At 59.1% G+C, this 17,404-nt stretch carries 16 protein-coding genes; 2 read left to right on the top strand and 14 right to left on the bottom strand.

Features of this window, described 5'->3' with window-relative positions:
- Positions 1 to 7: 7 nt before the first annotated feature.
- The 9 genes from MJ257_RS05220 to ggt form a co-directional block, all read right to left on the bottom strand.
- Positions 8 to 937: an ABC transporter permease gene (locus tag MJ257_RS05220; protein WP_240268243.1), complete on the bottom strand. Its 930-nt coding sequence runs from the start codon at positions 935 to 937 to the stop codon at positions 8 to 10.
- A 20-nt stretch (positions 938 to 957) separates the two neighbouring features.
- Positions 958 to 2,082 (bottom strand): ABC transporter permease, encoded by a 1,125-nt coding sequence (locus MJ257_RS05215; RefSeq protein WP_372489742.1) that lies wholly within the window; start codon positions 2,080 to 2,082, stop codon positions 958 to 960.
- Positions 2,079 to 3,611, bottom strand: coding sequence for an ABC transporter ATP-binding protein (locus MJ257_RS05210; RefSeq protein ID WP_240268242.1), 1,533 nt, complete (start codon positions 3,609 to 3,611; stop codon positions 2,079 to 2,081). The genes MJ257_RS05215 and MJ257_RS05210 overlap by 4 nt, the downstream gene beginning before the upstream one ends.
- Before the next feature lie 81 nt (positions 3,612 to 3,692).
- Positions 3,693 to 4,880 carry a BMP family ABC transporter substrate-binding protein gene (locus MJ257_RS05205; protein ID WP_240268241.1) on the bottom strand — a complete coding sequence of 396 codons (1,188 nt, stop codon included), beginning with the start codon at positions 4,878 to 4,880 and terminating at the stop codon, positions 3,693 to 3,695.
- Positions 4,881 to 5,054: 174 nt separating this feature from the next.
- Positions 5,055 to 5,672, bottom strand: coding sequence for a nucleotidyltransferase family protein (locus MJ257_RS05200; RefSeq protein WP_240268240.1), 618 nt, complete (start codon positions 5,670 to 5,672; stop codon positions 5,055 to 5,057).
- A complete protein-coding gene (locus MJ257_RS05195; RefSeq protein WP_240268239.1) occupies positions 5,602 to 6,654 on the bottom strand; it encodes an XdhC family protein in 1,053 nt (350 codons plus the stop codon). Before MJ257_RS05195 ends, MJ257_RS05200 begins: the two co-directional genes overlap by 71 nt.
- Positions 6,651 to 8,237 carry a PucR family transcriptional regulator gene (locus MJ257_RS05190; RefSeq protein WP_240268238.1) on the bottom strand — a complete coding sequence of 529 codons (1,587 nt, stop codon included), beginning with the start codon at positions 8,235 to 8,237 and terminating at the stop codon, positions 6,651 to 6,653. Before MJ257_RS05190 ends, MJ257_RS05195 begins: the two co-directional genes overlap by 4 nt.
- Before the next feature lie 222 nt (positions 8,238 to 8,459).
- Entirely contained in the window at positions 8,460 to 9,692 is a 1,233-nt protein-coding gene (locus tag MJ257_RS05185) for an amidase (RefSeq protein WP_240268237.1), read from the bottom strand.
- Between the two features lie 62 nt (positions 9,693 to 9,754).
- Positions 9,755 to 11,332: a gamma-glutamyltransferase gene (ggt, locus tag MJ257_RS05180; protein ID WP_240268236.1), complete on the bottom strand. Its 1,578-nt coding sequence runs from the start codon at positions 11,330 to 11,332 to the stop codon at positions 9,755 to 9,757.
- Between the two features lie 211 nt (positions 11,333 to 11,543).
- On the opposite strand from ggt, the gene chrB reads away from it, so the two are divergent.
- Positions 11,544 to 12,155: a chromate efflux transporter ChrB gene (gene chrB / locus MJ257_RS05175; protein WP_270405971.1), complete on the top strand. Its 612-nt coding sequence runs from the start codon at positions 11,544 to 11,546 to the stop codon at positions 12,153 to 12,155.
- A complete protein-coding gene (chrA, locus tag MJ257_RS05170; RefSeq protein ID WP_240268235.1) occupies positions 12,155 to 12,694 on the top strand; it encodes a chromate efflux transporter ChrA in 540 nt (179 codons plus the stop codon). Before chrB ends, chrA begins: the two co-directional genes overlap by 1 nt.
- Before the next feature lie 63 nt (positions 12,695 to 12,757).
- Here chrA and MJ257_RS05165 read toward each other — a convergent pair whose 3' ends face one another.
- The 5 genes from MJ257_RS05165 to MJ257_RS05145 all read right to left on the bottom strand — a co-directional run bounded on the left by MJ257_RS05165 (position 12,758) and on the right by MJ257_RS05145 (position 17,284).
- Entirely contained in the window at positions 12,758 to 14,197 is a 1,440-nt protein-coding gene (locus MJ257_RS05165; RefSeq protein WP_240268272.1) for a flavin-containing monooxygenase, read from the bottom strand.
- Positions 14,198 to 14,425: 228 nt separating this feature from the next.
- Positions 14,426 to 15,181, bottom strand: coding sequence for an RNA polymerase sporulation sigma factor SigF (gene sigF / locus MJ257_RS05160; RefSeq protein ID WP_178022745.1), 756 nt, complete (start codon positions 15,179 to 15,181; stop codon positions 14,426 to 14,428).
- An 11-nt stretch (positions 15,182 to 15,192) separates the two neighbouring features.
- Positions 15,193 to 15,621, bottom strand: coding sequence for an anti-sigma F factor (gene spoIIAB / locus MJ257_RS05155; protein WP_240268271.1), 429 nt, complete (start codon positions 15,619 to 15,621; stop codon positions 15,193 to 15,195).
- A gap of 29 nt (positions 15,622 to 15,650) precedes the next feature.
- On the bottom strand, positions 15,651 to 16,004 hold the full coding sequence (gene spoIIAA, locus MJ257_RS05150) for an anti-sigma F factor antagonist (protein WP_240268234.1): 354 nt from the start codon (positions 16,002 to 16,004) through the stop codon (positions 15,651 to 15,653).
- Positions 16,005 to 16,093: 89 nt separating this feature from the next.
- A complete protein-coding gene (locus MJ257_RS05145) occupies positions 16,094 to 17,284 on the bottom strand; it encodes a D-alanyl-D-alanine carboxypeptidase family protein (protein ID WP_240268233.1) in 1,191 nt (396 codons plus the stop codon).
- Positions 17,285 to 17,404 lie beyond the last annotated feature (120 nt).

Below are 17,404 nucleotides of genomic sequence, written 5' to 3'. Positions count from 1 at the left end.
CTTCGCGCTAAAAACGCTGCTCCCGGACGTAGGGCACACCCAGCGATTCCGGCGTGCCGGACGGCTTGCCGCGATCGCGGTAGCCCAAATACATCAATACAAGAATGGTGACGACGTATGGAATCATTTTGAGGAAATACGGCGGAATGGCGCTGCCAAGCAATTGCATTCGGAAGCCCAGCGAATCCAGCGCGCCGAAGAAATAAGCGCATACCAGCGCCCGTACCGGATTCCACCTTGCAAAGATCACCAAACCGACCGCGATCCACCCCCGTCCGGCCGTCAAACCTTCGTTCCACGTCGGAGCGACGGTTAACACCATATCCGCGCCGGCCAACCCGATCAGTACGGCTCCGGCCGTCACGTAGCCGTAACGGATCAGCCGAACCCGAATCCCCATTACGTCAGCGGTGGCCGGACTGTCGCCAACCGCCCGCAAGTGCAATCCCCAAGAGGTGCGGCGAATGAGGAGATGCAGCGCAATGACGAGGAGGAAGCTCAGCCAGGTCAGTAGATCCAGCCTTCCGAAAATAACTCCGATCACCGGAATCGGTTCAAGAAATTCTAGCGGGACTCTCGGCAGGATTCCGGGCAGCGGATTGCCGCTGACCGCTTTGCCGAGGTAAGCGCTGAGCCCGCTCCCGAACAGGGTCATCGCCAGGCCGCACATCGTCTGGTTAGCCCGAAGCGTGACCGCCAGGAATGCGTGCACCATCCCCAGCATCGCCGTGACCGCCGCGGCCGCCAGCAAGGCGAGCGCCAGGTTGCCCGAGCGGATGAAGACGAGGCAGGTCGTTACCGCTCCCATCAGCATCAGCCCTTCGGCGCCCAGTTGGATGATTCCGGCCCGTTCGGTAAGAATGCCGCCGAGGGTAGCCAGCAGAAGCGGAGTCCCGGCGGTGATGGCAGCAAGCAGCAATTGGGTGATAAAATCCATCGAGATAGCCTCCTTTGCTTTTACGCCGCGCCGCGGCGCACCCGGAATCGAGCGATCATGTCGCCGGCGATCAGGAAGAATAAAATCGCCCCCTGCAGCATTTCCGATACGGACGACGGCAAGCCGATCGTTTGGACGCTGTAGCCGCCGACGATCAAACCGCCGAATAACACGGCGGATACGATCAATCCGAGCGGATTCAGCTTTGCCAACCAAGCGACGATAATTGCGGTATACCCGTATCCCGGGGAAAAGCCCTGCATCAGCTTATGGCTGACGCCGGAAACCTCCGCCATCCCGGCCAACCCGGCCAACCCTCCGCTAATCAGCATGACGAGCAGGATGTGACGGGTGATCGGTATGCCGTTGTACCGCGCCGCAACCGGGTTGGCGCCGATCATCCGCAGCTCGTATCCCCAGCGTGTAAACCGGATCATCAAGTAATAAATCAATACGGCGGCAAGGGCGAAGAGCAAACCGATGTGCAGCCGCGTGCCGCCTAGCGTAGGTAAAGATTGCGAGGCGGCGAACATGGGCGATCCCGGCATATTAAAGCCTTTCGGGTCTTTCCAGGGCCCGATAACGACATAATCCAGCGCCAGCAGCGCCACGTAATTCAGCATCAGCGAGGTAATCAACTCGTTGACGCCGAAATAGGTTCGCGGAATCGCGGTCAGGAGCCCCCAAAACGCCCCGGCTGCGATCCCGAGCACCAACATTAGCAGGATCGACCAAATCGCGGGCAAGTCGGGAAAATATACCGTAACCGCCGTGGCGGCGATTGCGCCGGCCGTCAACTGCCCTTCGGCTCCGATGTTCCAGACCGATATCCGGTAAGCCACGGCGATGCCAAGCCCGCATAGCAGCAGCGGGATCGCTTTGACCAGCGTCTCGGTGATGCCGTAGCTGGTTCCGAAGGCGCCGTTCCACATTTTCGCGTAAACCGTCCAGGGATTCATGCCGTTGACGGCGATGAATCCTGCGCACAGCAGCAGCGCCAGCAGCACGGACAGGACCGGCGTCCACCAAGGCGAGCGCATCCGAGCCGCGTCGAATTCCAGCCGCCAAGCCATTCGTTTTCCGTGGGCCGCCTGGGGGATGACCGGTTTCGGCAGCGTTTCGGCCCCCGCTTTTTGCCGGTTCATACGACCTTCTCCTCCCCTTCGAGAATTCCCGCCATCAGCAAGCCGAGGCGTTCCCGGTCCGCCGACTCTCGGGTTTGCTCGCCGAGGATCGTGCCGTTATACATCACGAGAATCCGGTCCGACAGCTGCATCAGTTCGTCCAGATCCTCCGAAATCAGCAGCACGCCGCTGCCCGATGCCCGCAGCTCCAGCAGCAGCTCATGCACGCCTGCGGCGGCGCCGACGTCCAGTCCCTGCGTCGGATGCACGGCGACCATAAGCTTCGGCCGCTGCGTCACCTCTCGCGCGAACAGCAGCTTCTGTTGGTTGCCGCCGGACAGCTGCTGCACGGGCGTATCCAGCCCCGGCGTCTTGACATCGAATCTTCGCACGAGATGCTCGGACCACTGCCGGTTTTTGGCCGATTTCAAGATCCCCAGCCGCGAATGCTCCTCGGAGCGGTACGACTTGGACAGCAGATTATCCACGGCCCCGAGGCTTCCTGCCAACCCGCTTTTCATCCGGTTCTCCGGAACATGGGCGATGCCGGAGGCGATGGCCCCTCGAACCGAAGCGGTTTTTATCGGGGCACCGTCAAACCGGATGCTCCCTTCCGACCAGCCTCTGAGCCCGGTGAGCACCTCGGCCAGTTCCTTCTGGCCGTTACCGGCCACGCCGGCCACTCCGACGATTTCGCCCTGGTGAACGGTCAGGGACAAGCGATCCAGCGCTCTGCGCCCATGCTCGGCCATGGCGCTGATCCGGTGCACCGCCAGCAGTTCCCCGCCGCGCGTTCGCTCCAGCTCCCGGCGCTCCAGGACCACTTCCCGTCCAACCATCAGCCGGGCCAACTCGCGTTCGTCCGTATCCTTGGTAAGCAGCGTTGCGATCATTTTCCCTTTGCGCATGACCGAAATCCGATCGGAGGAAGCAAGCACTTCCTTCATTTTATGCGTCGTCAGGATGACGGTTTTCCCTTCCTCTTTCATGCGGCGCAGCGTACGGAACAATCCCTCGGCCTCGCCCGGCGTCAACACCGAAGTCGGCTCGTCGAGAATGATGATGTCCGCTCCTCGGTATAACGTCTTGACGATTTCCACGCGTTGCTGCTCCCCAACGGACAGCTGCCAGACCGGCCGATCGACGGGGATGCTTAACCCGAAATGCTCCGCCAGCTCGGCGATTTCCCGGTGCTTGTTTTTGATCCAGGTTCGGCCGCGCCAGAAAGACGATTTTTCGCCAAGCACGATATTTTCCGCCGCCGTCAGCGTCTGCACGAGCCGGAAATTTTGGAACACCATGCCTACGCCAAGCCGGGCCGCATCTTTCGGGGAGCGAATCTGCACCTTTGTCCCATGGAGCCGGATTTCCCCTTCATCTGCCCGATATACGCCGGACAACATGCTCATCACCGTGCTTTTGCCTGCCCCGTTTTCGCCGAGCAGCGCATGGATCTCCCCCGCGTTTGCCGAAAAATCGACTTGATCGCTCGCGACAACCGAACCGAATGTTTTGACGATCCCGCGCATTTCCACCGAACACTCCCGCATAGGGAACGCCCCCTTCCTTCCGGTTGGAATACGGGTGGGGAAGGTCCTCTCTCCGGAGCCCGCCCCACCCAATGTTTTTTTCTACTTCGGAATCGTGCCGACGACCCCTTCCGCCAGCCAATTCATCCCGAGCACCTCGTCAAGGCTCAGCGATTTGCCGGCAGGCACCTGCTCGTTGCCCGCGTTGTCTTTGATCGGCCCGGTAAAAATGTTCAATTCGCCGCTAATGATCTTCTCCTGGGCTTCCAAGACCAGCTTTTGCACGTCTTCGGGGACCTTGTTGCCGAAAGGCGCCAGCGTGACCATGCCATCGGCCATGCTGCCGGAATATTGTTCGTTCGTCCAGGTCCCGTCCATCAGCGACTTGACGGTTTTGGTATAGTACGGCCCCCAGTTCCAAACCGGGTTGGTCAAATAGTTATCCGGGGCGTATTTCTTCATGTCCGAATCGTTGCCGCCCGCAAACGCCCCGCGTTCGGCGGCCGCCTGCAGCGTTGCCGGCGAATCCTGATACGCGAGCAGCACGTCGGCGCCTTTGTCCAGCAGGCTGATCGCCGCTTGGCGCTCTGTGGTCGGGTCATACCAGGTGTTCGTCCAGACGACGTCGACCTTAATATCGGGGTTGACGCTTCGCGCGCCTAAGGCAAAAGCGTTGAGATTATAAATGACTTCGCTGATCGGGAACGCACCGACATAACCCAAATGATTGTCTTTCGTCATTTTGCCTGCGGCGATCCCCGTCAGATAACTGGCTTCATAGTTCTTGCCGAAATAAGTACCCATGTTCTCGGCCGTCTTATAGCCGGAAGCATGATCGAATTTGACGTCCGGGAACTTGCCCGCCACGTTCAGGGTGTAATCCATATAGCCGAAGCTGGTGGTGAAGACGATATCGTGGTTTTGCGCCAATTCCGTAATGATCCGTTCCGCATCCGGTCCTTCCGGTACGTTCTCGACCGTATCCGCGGTGATCCCGAGCTCCTTCTCCATCTCTTTGCGGCCCAGGTCATGCTGGTAAGTATAACCGCCATCCCCGGGCGGTCCGATATACACGAACGCAACCTTGGGTTTCTCGGTCGAGCTCCCTGTACCGGACGCATCCCCGCTCGGTTCGGACGCTGCCGGTTCCGTCGTCGCCGCGTTCGTATTCCCTCCCGTATTTTCGCTTCCCGCATGGCTTGCTGTATTGCTGCCGCACCCTGCCAGGCTTAATGCTGCGGCAAGCAGCAGAACCAAACTCCAACCGGATGCCAAACCCCTTTTGCTCATCGTTCTCCTCCTCCATCTTCTTGCGCTTGATATTTTGATTTTAAATATACGAAGGAGAAAAGTCGGTGTAAATTTAGTTAACATACGTTTGTGCGTGATCCTAAAAAGCGCCGGGATTATCTGTGTCTTTTGCACGAATGTACGTGGTTTTCTTGTAATTTATGTCAGTTAAATTTACATCTGGTGGCGTTTCCATTCCAACTGCACTTCCCGCAATTCTGCTTCCGTGTCCACGTCTTTGGCAAACCATGAAGATTCCGGCTCCACGATTCGCCCTTCGAAGACCGAGGATCGCAGAATTCCGGCCGCGCCGCGGTCGCCTTCCAACCGTTGCAAAGCCGGGAACACCGTGTTGGAGAACAAGGCCGGGACCATGCGTACCCCACCATAGGTACAGGCTACGTAATCCAGTTCCGGCGAACGGCGAAAGGTTTCCAACAGCCGAGAAAACAAAGCCGCCGTCACGAAAGGCTGATCGGCCAAAGCGATGACGACGGCATCCGGTTCATAGGGCATGACGGCATTCAGCCCGCAGCGGAGGGAATAAGAAAGGCCTTTGTCCGCATTCAAGCAGGGTACCGTCTTGCGAAGGCTGGGGACCACGGCAGGCGGAAGCCACTCCAGCGGGTCGTCCGCCCGAACGACCACGATCACCGGGGCAAAGCCGCTATTTTCCAGTTCGCGCAGCGCCACGCTTCCGAGAGGCACGCCAGGGGACAACTCACGCGAGACTTTGGAGCCGCCCATCCGGCTGCCTTTTCCCGCCGCCAGATAGATCCCGCAAACCTTCATCGATTGCCCCTCCTTCATTCCATAGCGAACGGGGGAATGCTCGTTTCTCCCGAATCAATTCAGCCACGATGCTGACGGCGATTTCCTCGGGACCTTCACCGCCGATCGGCAATCCTGCCGGCGCATGCAGAGGTAAGCCTTCCGGCCATTCCAGGGCCTCCGTCAACCGGGCGATCCGCGCCTTGGACCCGACGATCCCAAGATAACGAGGACGCAGGGGTGCGACCCGCTCAAGAAACTGCCGGTCCCGCAATAACGAATGGCTGCAAATCAGCACATAATCATGGATGGAGATGTCCAATTCGCTAGGAGCCTCGTCCGGCAGGCAAAGCGCGCTTTCCTGCGCCGGAAACCCGTCCCGCAAACGGGCTTCGCGCCAATCCGCGACCGCGATGCGAAAGCCGGCGCGTGCCGCCAACTCCGCGATGGAGCCGCTGTCGCTGCCGGCTCCGAACAATACCAGCCGCGGCTTGGGAACCAGCGGCGTTGCGAACGTCCCCTCGCTCTTCCGCGGCGTCTCTCCCTGCAAGGCGAAAGAATTCGGAGCATCCTCCTTATCTTCCTCGAGCCGGTAGACATATCCCGCCCCTTGTTGCGGATGGCGCCGCAGCACCAGATTTTCCCCTCCATCCATACGCGCCTTCGCCTGCCGCAGCAAGCTGCGCAGCTCCCCGAACACCGGCTCCAGCACGACCGTAATCTTCCCCCCGCAGCCCACGGCTTCTCCCCAACCCGCATCGTCCGAAGACCGCATATCGTATTCCACCGATTCCGTCCGTGCGTGCTCCCACAGCGCTTCGGCCCGCAGACTCAGATCGCTCTCCAGGCAGCCCGGACTGAGACTGCCGAGGGTCCCGCCCGGGTAGAAGAGCATCGCCGCGCCCGGCTTCCGGTAAGAATGCCCCTCAACGGCAATTAAGGTTGCCAGCACCGCTGGCCCGTCATGATTGGCGACATGGCAACAGATCTCGTACATGCTCATGACACTTCTTCCCCTTGCTCCAGCATGTGGCGGAACAGGAAAGCCAGACGCAGCCTCAGCAAATCGTCGGTTTTCTTGAAATCCACATCCAGCAGCTCGCTCAGCTTCTCCATCCGATACGTGGCCGTGTTGCGGTGAATGAACAATTTTTTCGCCGTATCATTGATGTGGCCGTCATTGTCCAGGTAAGCTTCCAACGTGGCCAGCATTTCCCGGACGTACTCCGGTTCCCGGCACAATAATCCGGAAAGCGTGCGGCTGCTGTATTTCCGCATCAGCTCGGCAGGCACATGCCGCAGCACCATGGCCAGCTCCAAGTCCCGGAAATAAGCCGCCTGCCGCCCGGGAGGCCAATACGGCTTCAGCCGCATAGATTCCTTCGTTTCCAGATAAGCTTCGCGAAGATCTTCCGGCTTGCTCTTTCGGCCTCCCAGCACCGCAATGGGGTCTCCTGCTTCCCGGCTTCCCCCCAATCCCAGGCAATGCTCGATATGACCGCATAACCTCTCCGGCGCCATCCGGACTCCGGAATATAACGACAGCAGCCCTTCATCAACCATCAGATGAAAAGAGTTCAGTTTGGTCAGCTCGGGATGCCGCCCATACGCCTCTTTCATCCGTATCAATTCATGAGACCTGTGCTCGCCGGCATCGGGGACGTCGGTGAGCACGAGATGAAAAGGCGCTTGAAAAAGGCCGGGGCTAACGGTTTCCGCCGCCTTGGTGAGCTCCGTGGCTGAGAAGTCTCCCTTTAAGCACCGCCGGAACAGACGGGCGAAATCCCGGTGCAGCTCCTGCTCGAAATCCTCCCCGCTCCCCGTCCGCAAATGGTGCGCAACGAGCTCCGCCCCCTGCACGAACAAGCTTTCCTCAACCGGCAGCACCAACGGATCGATCGGACAGAATACGAGAAATCCGACCGTTTCCTCCCCTTGCATCAGAGGAAGGCGGTATGCGGAAGCATCGCCGATCCGGACTTTACGGCGTTTCGCGGTCCAGGGCCAGCCGGCCAACAGCTCTCCCTCCGCCACGGCGGAGTTGTTGAACAGCATTTCGCCCCGCCGACCGATCACGGCCAACGGACGCCCGATGCAGTCGGACACGGCTTCGAGCAGCGCACGGCTTCGCACCGGTTGCAACGCGAGGCTCATCAGCTGCCGCTGCTTCTCCAGCACGTTTTGCAGCGCTCCCGTGCTGCGCGAGAGCTCCGCCCGGAACAAACCGTTCATTTGATCGGAGAAGGTGAACTGGAACGGGAGCTCGATCAGCGGAAAGCCCAGTTCATCCGCCTCGGTAATGAGCCGCTCAGGCACCGCGTCCCAAAACCGCCCCAGCTTGATCCCCAGCCCCGACGAGCCCCGGCGGTTCAGCCTATGGAGCAGGGAAGACGCCTGCTCCGGCTCATCCTTGATCAAATAAGCCGTCGTCAGCAGCATTTCGCCCTCTTTGATCCAATCCGAAATATCCGGCGCATCCATCACGTTGATCGATTTGACGATCCGTTTCGATCCTTTGGAGCCGGCAATCAACCTGGCTTCCGATAATGGGTATACCGACAACGCCTCTTCTACCGTCAGATGCATTCCGACCCCTCCCCTAGCGTCCAATTATTTAGGAAAAACCTATCCTTGTGTTATGTTATGTAACATTATAATGAGATTATCTTGTTTTGAAAAGGATAAAAAACAAATTTAGGCTATTCCATGTCAAGTTATATTACATATATTACTCCGAGTGATGTCCTGCACCTTCCATGAACATTAAAAAGCCGCCCGTGGATAACCCTCAGGCGGCTGAATTAACGTTCATGAATGAAGTTGTACGGACGGTTTCCATATCTGGCCGATCCAAGCGAGCAACCGCAAATCCTGCCCCGGACCGCCGATTACGGATAGGCCAAGCGGTAGTCCCTTCGGCCCCTCCACAGGCAGCGTCGCCTGCGGAAGACCGGCAAGTCCGGCGATGCAACACAAGGATAGGGCTCCGCTTCGGTTGCGCTCCAGCTCCTCCGCTTTCCCGCCGGCAGGCGGAGCGACCCCGGGCACGGTTGGGATGACCAAGATGCCGTCATCGCCCAGCAGATCGCAGAGGCGCCGTACGATCGAGTGTTGCAGCGCTTCTGCGTTAGAGTGGTCTTGGCCCGCGATTTGCTCCGCCAAGGCGAACCTGGCGGCGATGTCAGGGCCGAACGTTGGATTGGCGCTGCGGATCCAGGCCCCGTGCGTGGCCCATATTTGGCTGGCCTGCAGCACGCGGAATGCCTCCTTCCAGGCATCCAGCCCTTCTGCCGCTATCATAACCTCTTCTGCAGCGGCAGCCCCCGCTTGAAGGTAACGAAGCGGCCCGGACCAACAATCGCCGCAGGATGGATCGGTCAATGCCCATGCCTCCTTAGCCAAAAACAACTTGCGGACGCTCCGGCCGGCATCCTCTGCTTTGGCCGCCATGGCGGGTGTATCGGCCGGATCACCGGAGGCAAGCAGCACCTCCCCGACGCGCAGCAGCAACTCGGGCGAACGCGCCATCCAGCCGACCGTATCGAAGCGCGGCGCCAGCGGGATCACCCCTCGCATATCGATCGCTCCATGGCTTGGGCGGAGGCCGTAGATACCGCAATACGACGCCGGCACGCGGACCGAACCGCCCGTATCGGTACCCAGGGCGAAATCCGCGCGGTATGACGCAACCGCAACCGCCGAGCCGCTGGACGAACCGCCGGGAATCCTTCCTCGGCCGCGCGGGTTGATCGGAGTGCCGTAGTGGATGTTTTCGCCGCCGAGGCTGTACATCAGTTCGTCCGTATGCGTTACTCCGCGAAGCTCCGCTCCCGTTGCCAGCAGCCGGCGCACCGCTTCCGCGTGTCCATCGGCCGGCTTGTGGCTCCGAAGCCAATCGGGATTGCCCGCCGACGATACATGCCCGCGTATGGCGATCACGTCCTTCACGGCGAATGTTGTCCCGTTCAGTATTCCGCTGCCCGTCGGGCGCTCCACCAGCGCCGGATCCATATACGCCCCGAATTCGTTGTTATGACCCATCCGTTATACCTCCTAAAGCGTTCTCCTGTCCTTCCGTTATCCTCCAGGGCAACCCAACCCCGCTATCGGCCGATCGCTGCCCCGTCGCAGCGCGGGTCGGTTCCGCCATAGAATCCCCCGCGCTCATCGATCGCGATGACATGGGCATGGCCGGCCAGTCCGTCATAATCCGCGACCTTCCGCACTTGATGGCCGGCCGCGGCGAGCGCAGCCAGCACCTCCTGATCCACCCTTCCTTCCACCGTCAGCGCTTCTGTGGGTTCGCCCCAGGTTCGCCCCCATACAAACCGAGGCTGGTCAATCGCCTCCTGTGGATTCATTCCGTAATGCAGCAAGCGGGTCAGCAGCAGCGTTTGCGTTTGCGGCTGGCCTTCCCCGCCTTGTGTACCGTACAAGATCGCGGGTTTTCCGTTTCGCGCGGCAAGAGCCGGCATCAGCGTATGGAACGTGCGCTTGCGGGGAGCCAGCCGGTTGACGGCTGCCGGGTCGAGCGAAAAGAACGATCCTCGGTTTTGCAGCAGGATACCGGTTCCGCCCGGGGCAATCCCGGCGCCGAACTCGAAATAGAGGCTTTGGATAAATGAAACGGCATTGCCTTCGTCGTCAACCACGGCCGCATATGCCGTATCCCGGCCCACCGGCTGGCTGGTCGAAGCCGCTGCTTTATCAAAAGAGATGGAGGCGGCCAAGCGGGCCGCATATGATTTGTCCAATAGAACTTCCAAGGGGATCTCCGCAAACTCCGGATCGGTAAGCACCGCGTCGCGGTCCCGGAAGCTGGCCTTAATCGCTTCGGCCAACAAATGGTAATACGCATAGGAGCCGTGAGCGATATTACCGAAATCGAAATGATCCAGGATGTTCAGCGTCATCAACGCGGCAAAGCCCTGCGAGTTGGGCGGCGCCTGGTAGATCGTGAATCCGTGATAGGTCGTCGATACGGGTTCGCACCACAAGCCGCGATGTTCCGCGAAGTCCTCAGGGCGCAAGTACCCCCCTGACGCCGCCAACCCGCGGCAGATCCTCTCGGCAATCTCCCCGCAATATAAAGCGTCTCGGCCGCCTTCCGCCAAAAGCGACAGCGAACGGGCCAACTCCGGCTGGACGAACCGCTCGCCGGGCTGCAGCGGACTTCCGCCCGGAAGATAGATGGAAGCCGCTTCGCCGGAAAGGGCGGAACCGGCCCGTAGGGTGTTGCGGTACTGGTCCGGCGACATCGGGAATCCCTCGGCCGCGTAGCCGATGGCGCTCTCCAGCGCTTCCGCGAGCGATAAGCGCCCATAGCGGCTTTGTACCGCCTCCCAGCTGTCCGCCATGCCGGGTACCGTAATCGACGCCCGCGCACCTCGGCGCGGAATCTCCGATTCGCCCGAATATTGCTCAAGGCTAACGCCCCTTCCCGAACGACCGCTGCCGTTATAAGCCCGGACTCGTCCCTCCTCGGCGCTGTAGCAAAGCCAAAACGCATCGCCCCCAAGCCCCGTCATGTGCGGATAGACCACGGCCAGAGCCGCGCTGACGGCGATCGCGGCATCAAAGGCATTCCCGCCCCGTTCCAGGATGCGGGCTCCCGCCGCTGAAGCCAGATGATGCGGGCTGACCACCATCGATTGCGTGCCGATGATCGGCTGTTTGCTCATATGCGGCCCCCTCCCCTGAATTACTGCCATTTAACCCCACGCGCGACGGCAAGTCAACGCCGAGGGTCGATCCTCGGCGCGCCGTGAACGACATTTGTGTGCGCTGCACAATTTTACGCCGCTTGGCATCCATTTCCCACTATAATGAGGTTGTGTGGTAATTTTAGGAACGGGCTAAATCGGGTAACTTAATTCCAAAGGAGGGGACCACGTGAAACCGCGTCATAGAGATTATCTGGACCTCGGCGTGTCCATGGCCAGAACCGGGGTGTTAGGTTACGGTGGCGGACCTTCCGTCATTCCCTTGATCCGGCACGATGCCGTCAAACGATATCAGTGGCTCAGCGACGAAGAGTTCGGCGAAATCCTTGCGTTAGCCAACGCCTTGCCCGGCCCCATTGCCACAAAGATGGCCGCTTACCTGGGCTATAAACGAAGAGGCGCCTGGGGAGCGGCTTACGCCGTCGTCATGCACATCTTCCCCAGCGTTCTGGCGATGCTCCTGCTGTTATCGGCCGTTAACTTTCTGGCCGGTTCCCGCGTCGTCAAAGGGATGATCGCTGCCGTATCGCCCGTAATCGCCGTCATGCTGGGGGTCATGGCTTATGAGTTCGCGAAAAAAGGGATCAAGGGCCTAGGCGTCACCGCCGGCATCTTGTTCATGCTGCTGGCCCTGCTGCTGCTGGAGGTTTTCAAGGTTCATCCGGCACTGGTGATCGTGCTGTTCCTCGCCTATGGAGCCGTACATTATCGGGCGGTGGCACGTCTGCGTAGGAAGCGCAAAGGAGAACGGAAGCATCAGGAAGGAGGAGGCCAACCGTGATGGATTGGTTGGAATTGCTGCTCGGCTTCCTGATTGCCAATCTGCTCGGCTACGGCGGAGGACCTTCCTCCATCCCGTTAATGTACGAGGAGATTGTTCCCCATTATCACTGGCTATCGGACGCGGAATTCTCCAACATGCTTGCGTTGGGCAACGCTTTGCCGGGACCCATCGCCACCAAAATCGCCGCTTACGTCGGCTTTGAGGTGGGAGGCTGGGGTGGACTTGGGCTGGCGTTGCTGGCCACCGTGCTGCCCTCGGCGGCCGGCCTCATTCTGCTGCTCCGCTTGCTCGCCAAATACCGGCAGTCCAACGTCGTCAAAGGTATGACCTTGTTGGTTCAGCCGGTCATCGCGATCATGATGGTCACGTTAACCTGGCAGGTGGCCAAAGAGCCTCTCACCGCCATCGGCATTTGGCAAACGATGGCGATCGCGGCCATCGCGTTTTGGGCGATGGAACGCCGCAAAATCCACCCCGCCCTCATCATTGTGGCGGCATTCATCTACGGCGGCGTGGTGCTCCAGCATTACGTCTAAGCCCGATCACGATAGATAAGGCCGCAGGGAGTCACCCCCCGCGGCCTTACGTTTTGACCTAGGCTATTTGGATTTTGCTTCCGCTTTTTCCGCCGGGCGCCAGGTCGCGGTAAACTCCGGCATGTCGTAGCGAAAATAAGCATCCAGAATCGCCGGCTTGTCATCGGTGAACAGTTGATCCGCGATGCCGGCCACCAGCTTGGGGATGGCGTTGCGGGTTCCCGATATCGCCGAAGCGGATAAACCGCACGACGCTAGCGCCGAATAATTAAACACGAACAGCCCATGCAGGGCTGCTTCTCCTTCCTCGTTCCGCGGAAGCATCGCGAACCCCGGGCTTAGATAGGGATGCAGGTCAAGCAAGGTATTCCCCTCCCCGGCCGGCGGAGCGTAAACCTCGCCCCAGCGCTTGATATGGCGTTCCACCATCCGCAGCTCCGGCCGCAGCCCCGGATCGCTGATGAGGCCGGTGCTGACGATGAGGAAATCGAACACCTCTCGGCCATGCGGCGTTGTCACGGTAATCCCTCTTTCGGACGCCTCGACGTCCAACCAAGGCGCACCGAGGTGCAGAACGAACCCTGGCCATGCCGCCGCGCGCTCGAACATATCGGCCGTCGGCGGCTGGTTCGTTTGGAAGAAATGCGAGATGACGCGGTACTTCTCCGCATCGGTTAGCGTATGGAACCGCTCGATCATCCCCGAGCCCTCCATTTGGCGGATCGGATTGACGCTGGGCAGCTTGTCGCGCCGGACGAATACATGCGCTTCCGCCGCACCTTCGGATAATGCATGGTTAGCGTTGTCAAAGGCGGACGCGCCCCCGCCGAGGATGGCCAGCCTCTTCCCCTTCAAGGCGGCGAAATCCACCGCCTCCGAAGTATGGGCGTATAAGCCTCGCGGCAGGCGTTGCTCGATCATCGGCGGAACATGCCACTGACCGCCGCCCTGAATCCCGGTTGCCAGTACCACCTTGCGGGTTAGCAGGTTTGCCGCCGGGGCGCCGGGGCCGTCCAGATGCAGCCGGTACAGGCCACCCTCCGCCGGCTCGATCAACGTCAGCTTTGTTTCGTTCACGACCGGCAGCTTCAGCACCTTGCGGTACCAGCGCAAATAGTCCATCCACGCGCCGCGCGGAATTTTGTCCAGCGCCTCCCAGCCGGCTTCGCCGTGCAACGCTTCCCACCAGGCGCGGAAGGTCAAGGAAGGAACGCCTAAATCGATGGAAGTCAGCCATTTCGGAGTCCGCAGCGTGACCATCCGGGCGTACGTATCCCACGGACCTTCCCGTCCCTCCGGATTTTCGTCGATCACGAGAAGGTTGGAGATCCGCTCGCGCATCAATCCGAAGGCGGCACCCAGTCCGCTTTGCCCGCCTCCCACGATCACAACATCGTAGACGTGCCCCTCCGCGGACGTTCGGGGCGTCACCCAACTTGCCGCCCCATAATTCAGGCAAGCAAGGTCCCGTTTTACCCGTTTGTCTAAAGCATCCAGACCCATGGCTCTCCCGCCTTCCATACCCGTAGCGTTCATTTTAGTAGCAATTATAGCTGGCGATACGGGTTGGTTGGAACGGGCCGAGCAAGTTGTTGGTTGCGCCGCCGAAAAACGACGCCGAAATTTGTGCGCGATACATGAAGGAGCAAGGTCCGACTGCGACAAAAACCCCCTTCGGGTCCAGCGTCCGTATGGAGGCCGGCGTCGCCCGAAGGGGGGATGCATGCCAGGTCATTGCGCGATCTGGTCGCGAATGCTCTGCAATATTTTCTTCTCCAGCCGGGATACCTGAACCTGGGAAATTCCGAGCCGGGTCGCCACTTCCGATTGGGTCTGGTCGCGGTAGTACCTCAAGTAGACGATCAAGCGCTCCCGGTCGGTTAATCCGTCGATCGCTTCGTGCAGCGCCAGCTTGTCGAACCAACGCTCCTGGGATTCATCGGCGATTTGATCCATCAGCGTGATCGGGTCACCGTCATTCTCAAACACGGTTTCGTGAATGGACGCCGGCGGCTTGTTGGCTTCCTGGGCAAACACGACGTCCTCGGGCGTAACCCCCAGCTCCTCGGCGACTTCCTTGACCGTCGGAAGCCGGCCCAGCAGCTTGGACAATTCGTCCTTCTTCTTGCGAACTTTGTTCGCCATTTCTTTCAATGAACGGCTGACCTTTAGCGTCCCGTCGTCGCGCAGGAAACGCTGGATTTCCCCGATGATCATCGGCACCGCATACGTAGAAAACTTCACATCATAGCTGAGATCAAACTTATCCACCGACTTGAGCAGGCCGATACAGCCGATTTGAAACAAATCCTCGGGTTCGTATCCCCGATTCATAAACCGCTGCACGACGGACCAGACAAGCCGAATGTTGCAGTTCACCAGCCGGTCTCTGGCAGCGTTGTCCCCGGATTGACTCAGGGCGATCAACCGTTTCACTTCCGTGTCGTCCAAAAACTCTCTCGAGATTTGCTTCACTTCGGCATCCATAGATCCAACCCCTAATTGTATAAAGCTTTCTTGGATACAATCCTTTTCTTCATCCGAATGCGCGTGCCTCCGCCGATCTCGCTGGTCACATCGAATTCGTCCATGAAATTTTCCATGATGGTAAAGCCCATCCCCGAGCGTTCCAGCTCCGGTTTTGACGTATACAGCGGTTGCTTCGCCAACTCCACGTCTTCGATGCCGCGGCCTTGATCCTCGATAATCAAGGTCACCGTATCCCCTTCAATCGCGGCGGAGATCGATACGACCCCTTCCGGGTTCCCGTCGTATCCGTGGATGATGGAATTTGTAACCGCCTCGGACACCACCGTCTTCAAATCGGTGATTTCATCCATCGTCGGGTCCAGTTGGGAGACGAAGGCGGCGACGGTCACCCGGGCAAACGATTCGTTTTCGGATTTCGCGGCAAACTTCAGCGACATGAAATTTCCGGTTTGATTCGCGTTGGTATTCACAGGGCCACCTCCAGATCCGTCAGCGCCAAGTCCTCATTTTCGAAGATGGACATGATCTTAAACAATCCCGACATTTCCAGCAGCCGGTAAACCGGCGGGTTGACGTCGCACACGACCATCTTCCCGCCCTTTTGCTTGATCAGCTTATATCTTCCGAGGATGACGCCGATGCCGGAGCTATCCATAAACTGCAGCGACTTCAGGCTTAATACGAGATTGCGGCAGTTCCCGCGGGCGATTTCTTCATCCATCCGCATGCGGACGTCGTCCGCCGTATGATGGTCCAATTCCCCGCTCAGGCGTACGATTAACGTCTCGCGGTGTTTTTCCATTTCCACTTGCAAATTCACGTCTGTTCACTCTCCTCCCTGACATGAACACAACAATTCTACGATTCCGGTCCGGATTCCTGCCGACTGACAAAACTAGAAGAAAAGCCCTATGAATCTACAAAAAACAAGCGTGCAGCTGTCCGTTTAAACAACGTCCACCAGCCGGCTTTATCGATATCGCTTGGCGCGGTCAGCTCGAATTCGGTCAGCACGCGGCCGTCCTGATACACCACCAGCTTGCCGACGGATTGGCCCGCTTTGATCGGAGCCGCGAGTTTTTCCGGCGCGATCAGCTTGTGCGTGATGTTGTCTTGCTTCACGCCTTTTTTGACCAGCACGTTCAACGGTCTCGAAGCCGCCAGCTCCAGCTGGGCGCTCATTCCCTTCTGCACCTTCACCTTGCCGATCGATTCCCCCGCTTGATAAATCGGCAACAGCGCGTATTGCGAGAAGGCATAATCGAACATAGCGGACACTTCGCTGTTCCGCGTCTTCGTGTTCGGCTCTCCAAGCACCACGGCGATCAGGCGCAGCCCGTCGCGTTTCGCGGTGGCGGCCAAGCAGAATTTCGCTTCCGACGTATAGCCGGTTTTCAGGCCGTCGGCCCCGCTATAGAAGCGAACCAGCTTGTTCGTGTTGACGAGCCAGAACGGTTTCTCCGTTCCTTGCCGCAAGTAATCCTGGTAGGCGCCGGTGTATTTCGTAATCCCTTCATGTTTAAGCAGTTCCCGGCTCATGACGGCAATATCATGGGCAGAGCTATAGTGGTCGGCTACCGGCAGACCGTTGCAGTTGGCAAAATGCGTGTCCTTCATCCCGAGCTGCCCGGCCCGCTCGTTCATCATTTTCACGAACGCTTTTTCGGAGCCGGCGATCTTCTCCGCAAGCGCGACAGACGCATCGTTCCCGGAGGCCATGGCGACGCCCTTCAGCATCTCGTCGACCGTCATCGATTCCCCCGGCTCCAAAAAGATCTGCGAACCGCCCATGGATGCCGCGTATTCGCTGGCCGTCACTTTATCGGTCAGCTTTAGCGTGCCGTTATCGACGGCCTCCATCGTTAGCAGCATCGTCATGATCTTCGTGATGCTCGCCGGAGGCAGCTTCTCGTGACTCTTTTTCTCGTAAATGACCGTACCCGTATCGGCATCGATCAATACGGCGGATAGCGCATTTTCCGCCAACGCGATTTCATCATCCCCGACATGCGGTCCGCCATGTTCCGCGCTGGTGTAAGTCGGCCATACCGATACGGCCAAAACGAACGCGGCAAACCAGATCAACACCCGTCTTTTCAAGATTCGTCCTCCTTTAGACATAAGTCTGGATTCTGCTAACCTAGTATCGGCATGAAAGTGGGATAATATTCCTGAACAAAAAGAAAAAACGCCTTTCGGCGTTTGATTTCGTAGCATGGA

Source organism: Paenibacillus timonensis, from assembly GCF_022427145.1.
GTDB classification, from domain to species: Bacteria; Bacillota; Bacilli; order Paenibacillales; family Paenibacillaceae; genus Fontibacillus; species Fontibacillus timonensis.
The sequence above is the reverse complement of the archived record's forward strand: the minus strand, read 5'-3'. Positions and strand labels throughout refer to the sequence as shown.

Excerpts from the sequence above, each read along its gene's own strand:
- MJ257_RS05165 (WP_240268272.1), bottom strand. The coding sequence starts at position 14,197 with ATGGGTCTGGATGCTTTAGACAAACGGGTAAAACGGGACCTTGCTTGC.
- MJ257_RS05210 (WP_240268242.1), bottom strand. The coding sequence starts at position 3,611 with ATGCGGGAGTGTTCGGTGGAAATGCGCGGGATCGTCAAAACATTCGGT.
- MJ257_RS05220 (WP_240268243.1), bottom strand. The coding sequence starts at position 937 with ATGGATTTTATCACCCAATTGCTGCTTGCTGCCATCACCGCCGGGACT.
- chrA (WP_240268235.1), top strand. The coding sequence starts at position 12,155 with ATGGATTGGTTGGAATTGCTGCTCGGCTTCCTGATTGCCAATCTGCTC.
- sigF (WP_178022745.1), bottom strand. The coding sequence starts at position 15,181 with ATGGATGCCGAAGTGAAGCAAATCTCGAGAGAGTTTTTGGACGACACG.
- MJ257_RS05190 (WP_240268238.1), bottom strand. The coding sequence starts at position 8,237 with ATGCATCTGACGGTAGAAGAGGCGTTGTCGGTATACCCATTATCGGAA.
- MJ257_RS05185 (WP_240268237.1), bottom strand. The coding sequence starts at position 9,692 with ATGGGTCATAACAACGAATTCGGGGCGTATATGGATCCGGCGCTGGTG.
- MJ257_RS05215 (WP_372489742.1), bottom strand. The coding sequence starts at position 2,082 with ATGAACCGGCAAAAAGCGGGGGCCGAAACGCTGCCGAAACCGGTCATC.
- MJ257_RS05205 (WP_240268241.1), bottom strand. The coding sequence starts at position 4,880 with ATGAGCAAAAGGGGTTTGGCATCCGGTTGGAGTTTGGTTCTGCTGCTT.
- MJ257_RS05200 (WP_240268240.1), bottom strand. The coding sequence starts at position 5,672 with ATGAAGGTTTGCGGGATCTATCTGGCGGCGGGAAAAGGCAGCCGGATG.
- spoIIAB (WP_240268271.1), bottom strand. The coding sequence starts at position 15,621 with ATGTCGCTGAAGTTTGCCGCGAAATCCGAAAACGAATCGTTTGCCCGG.
- ggt (WP_240268236.1), bottom strand. The coding sequence starts at position 11,332 with ATGAGCAAACAGCCGATCATCGGCACGCAATCGATGGTGGTCAGCCCG.
- MJ257_RS05195 (WP_240268239.1), bottom strand. The coding sequence starts at position 6,654 with ATGAGCATGTACGAGATCTGTTGCCATGTCGCCAATCATGACGGGCCA.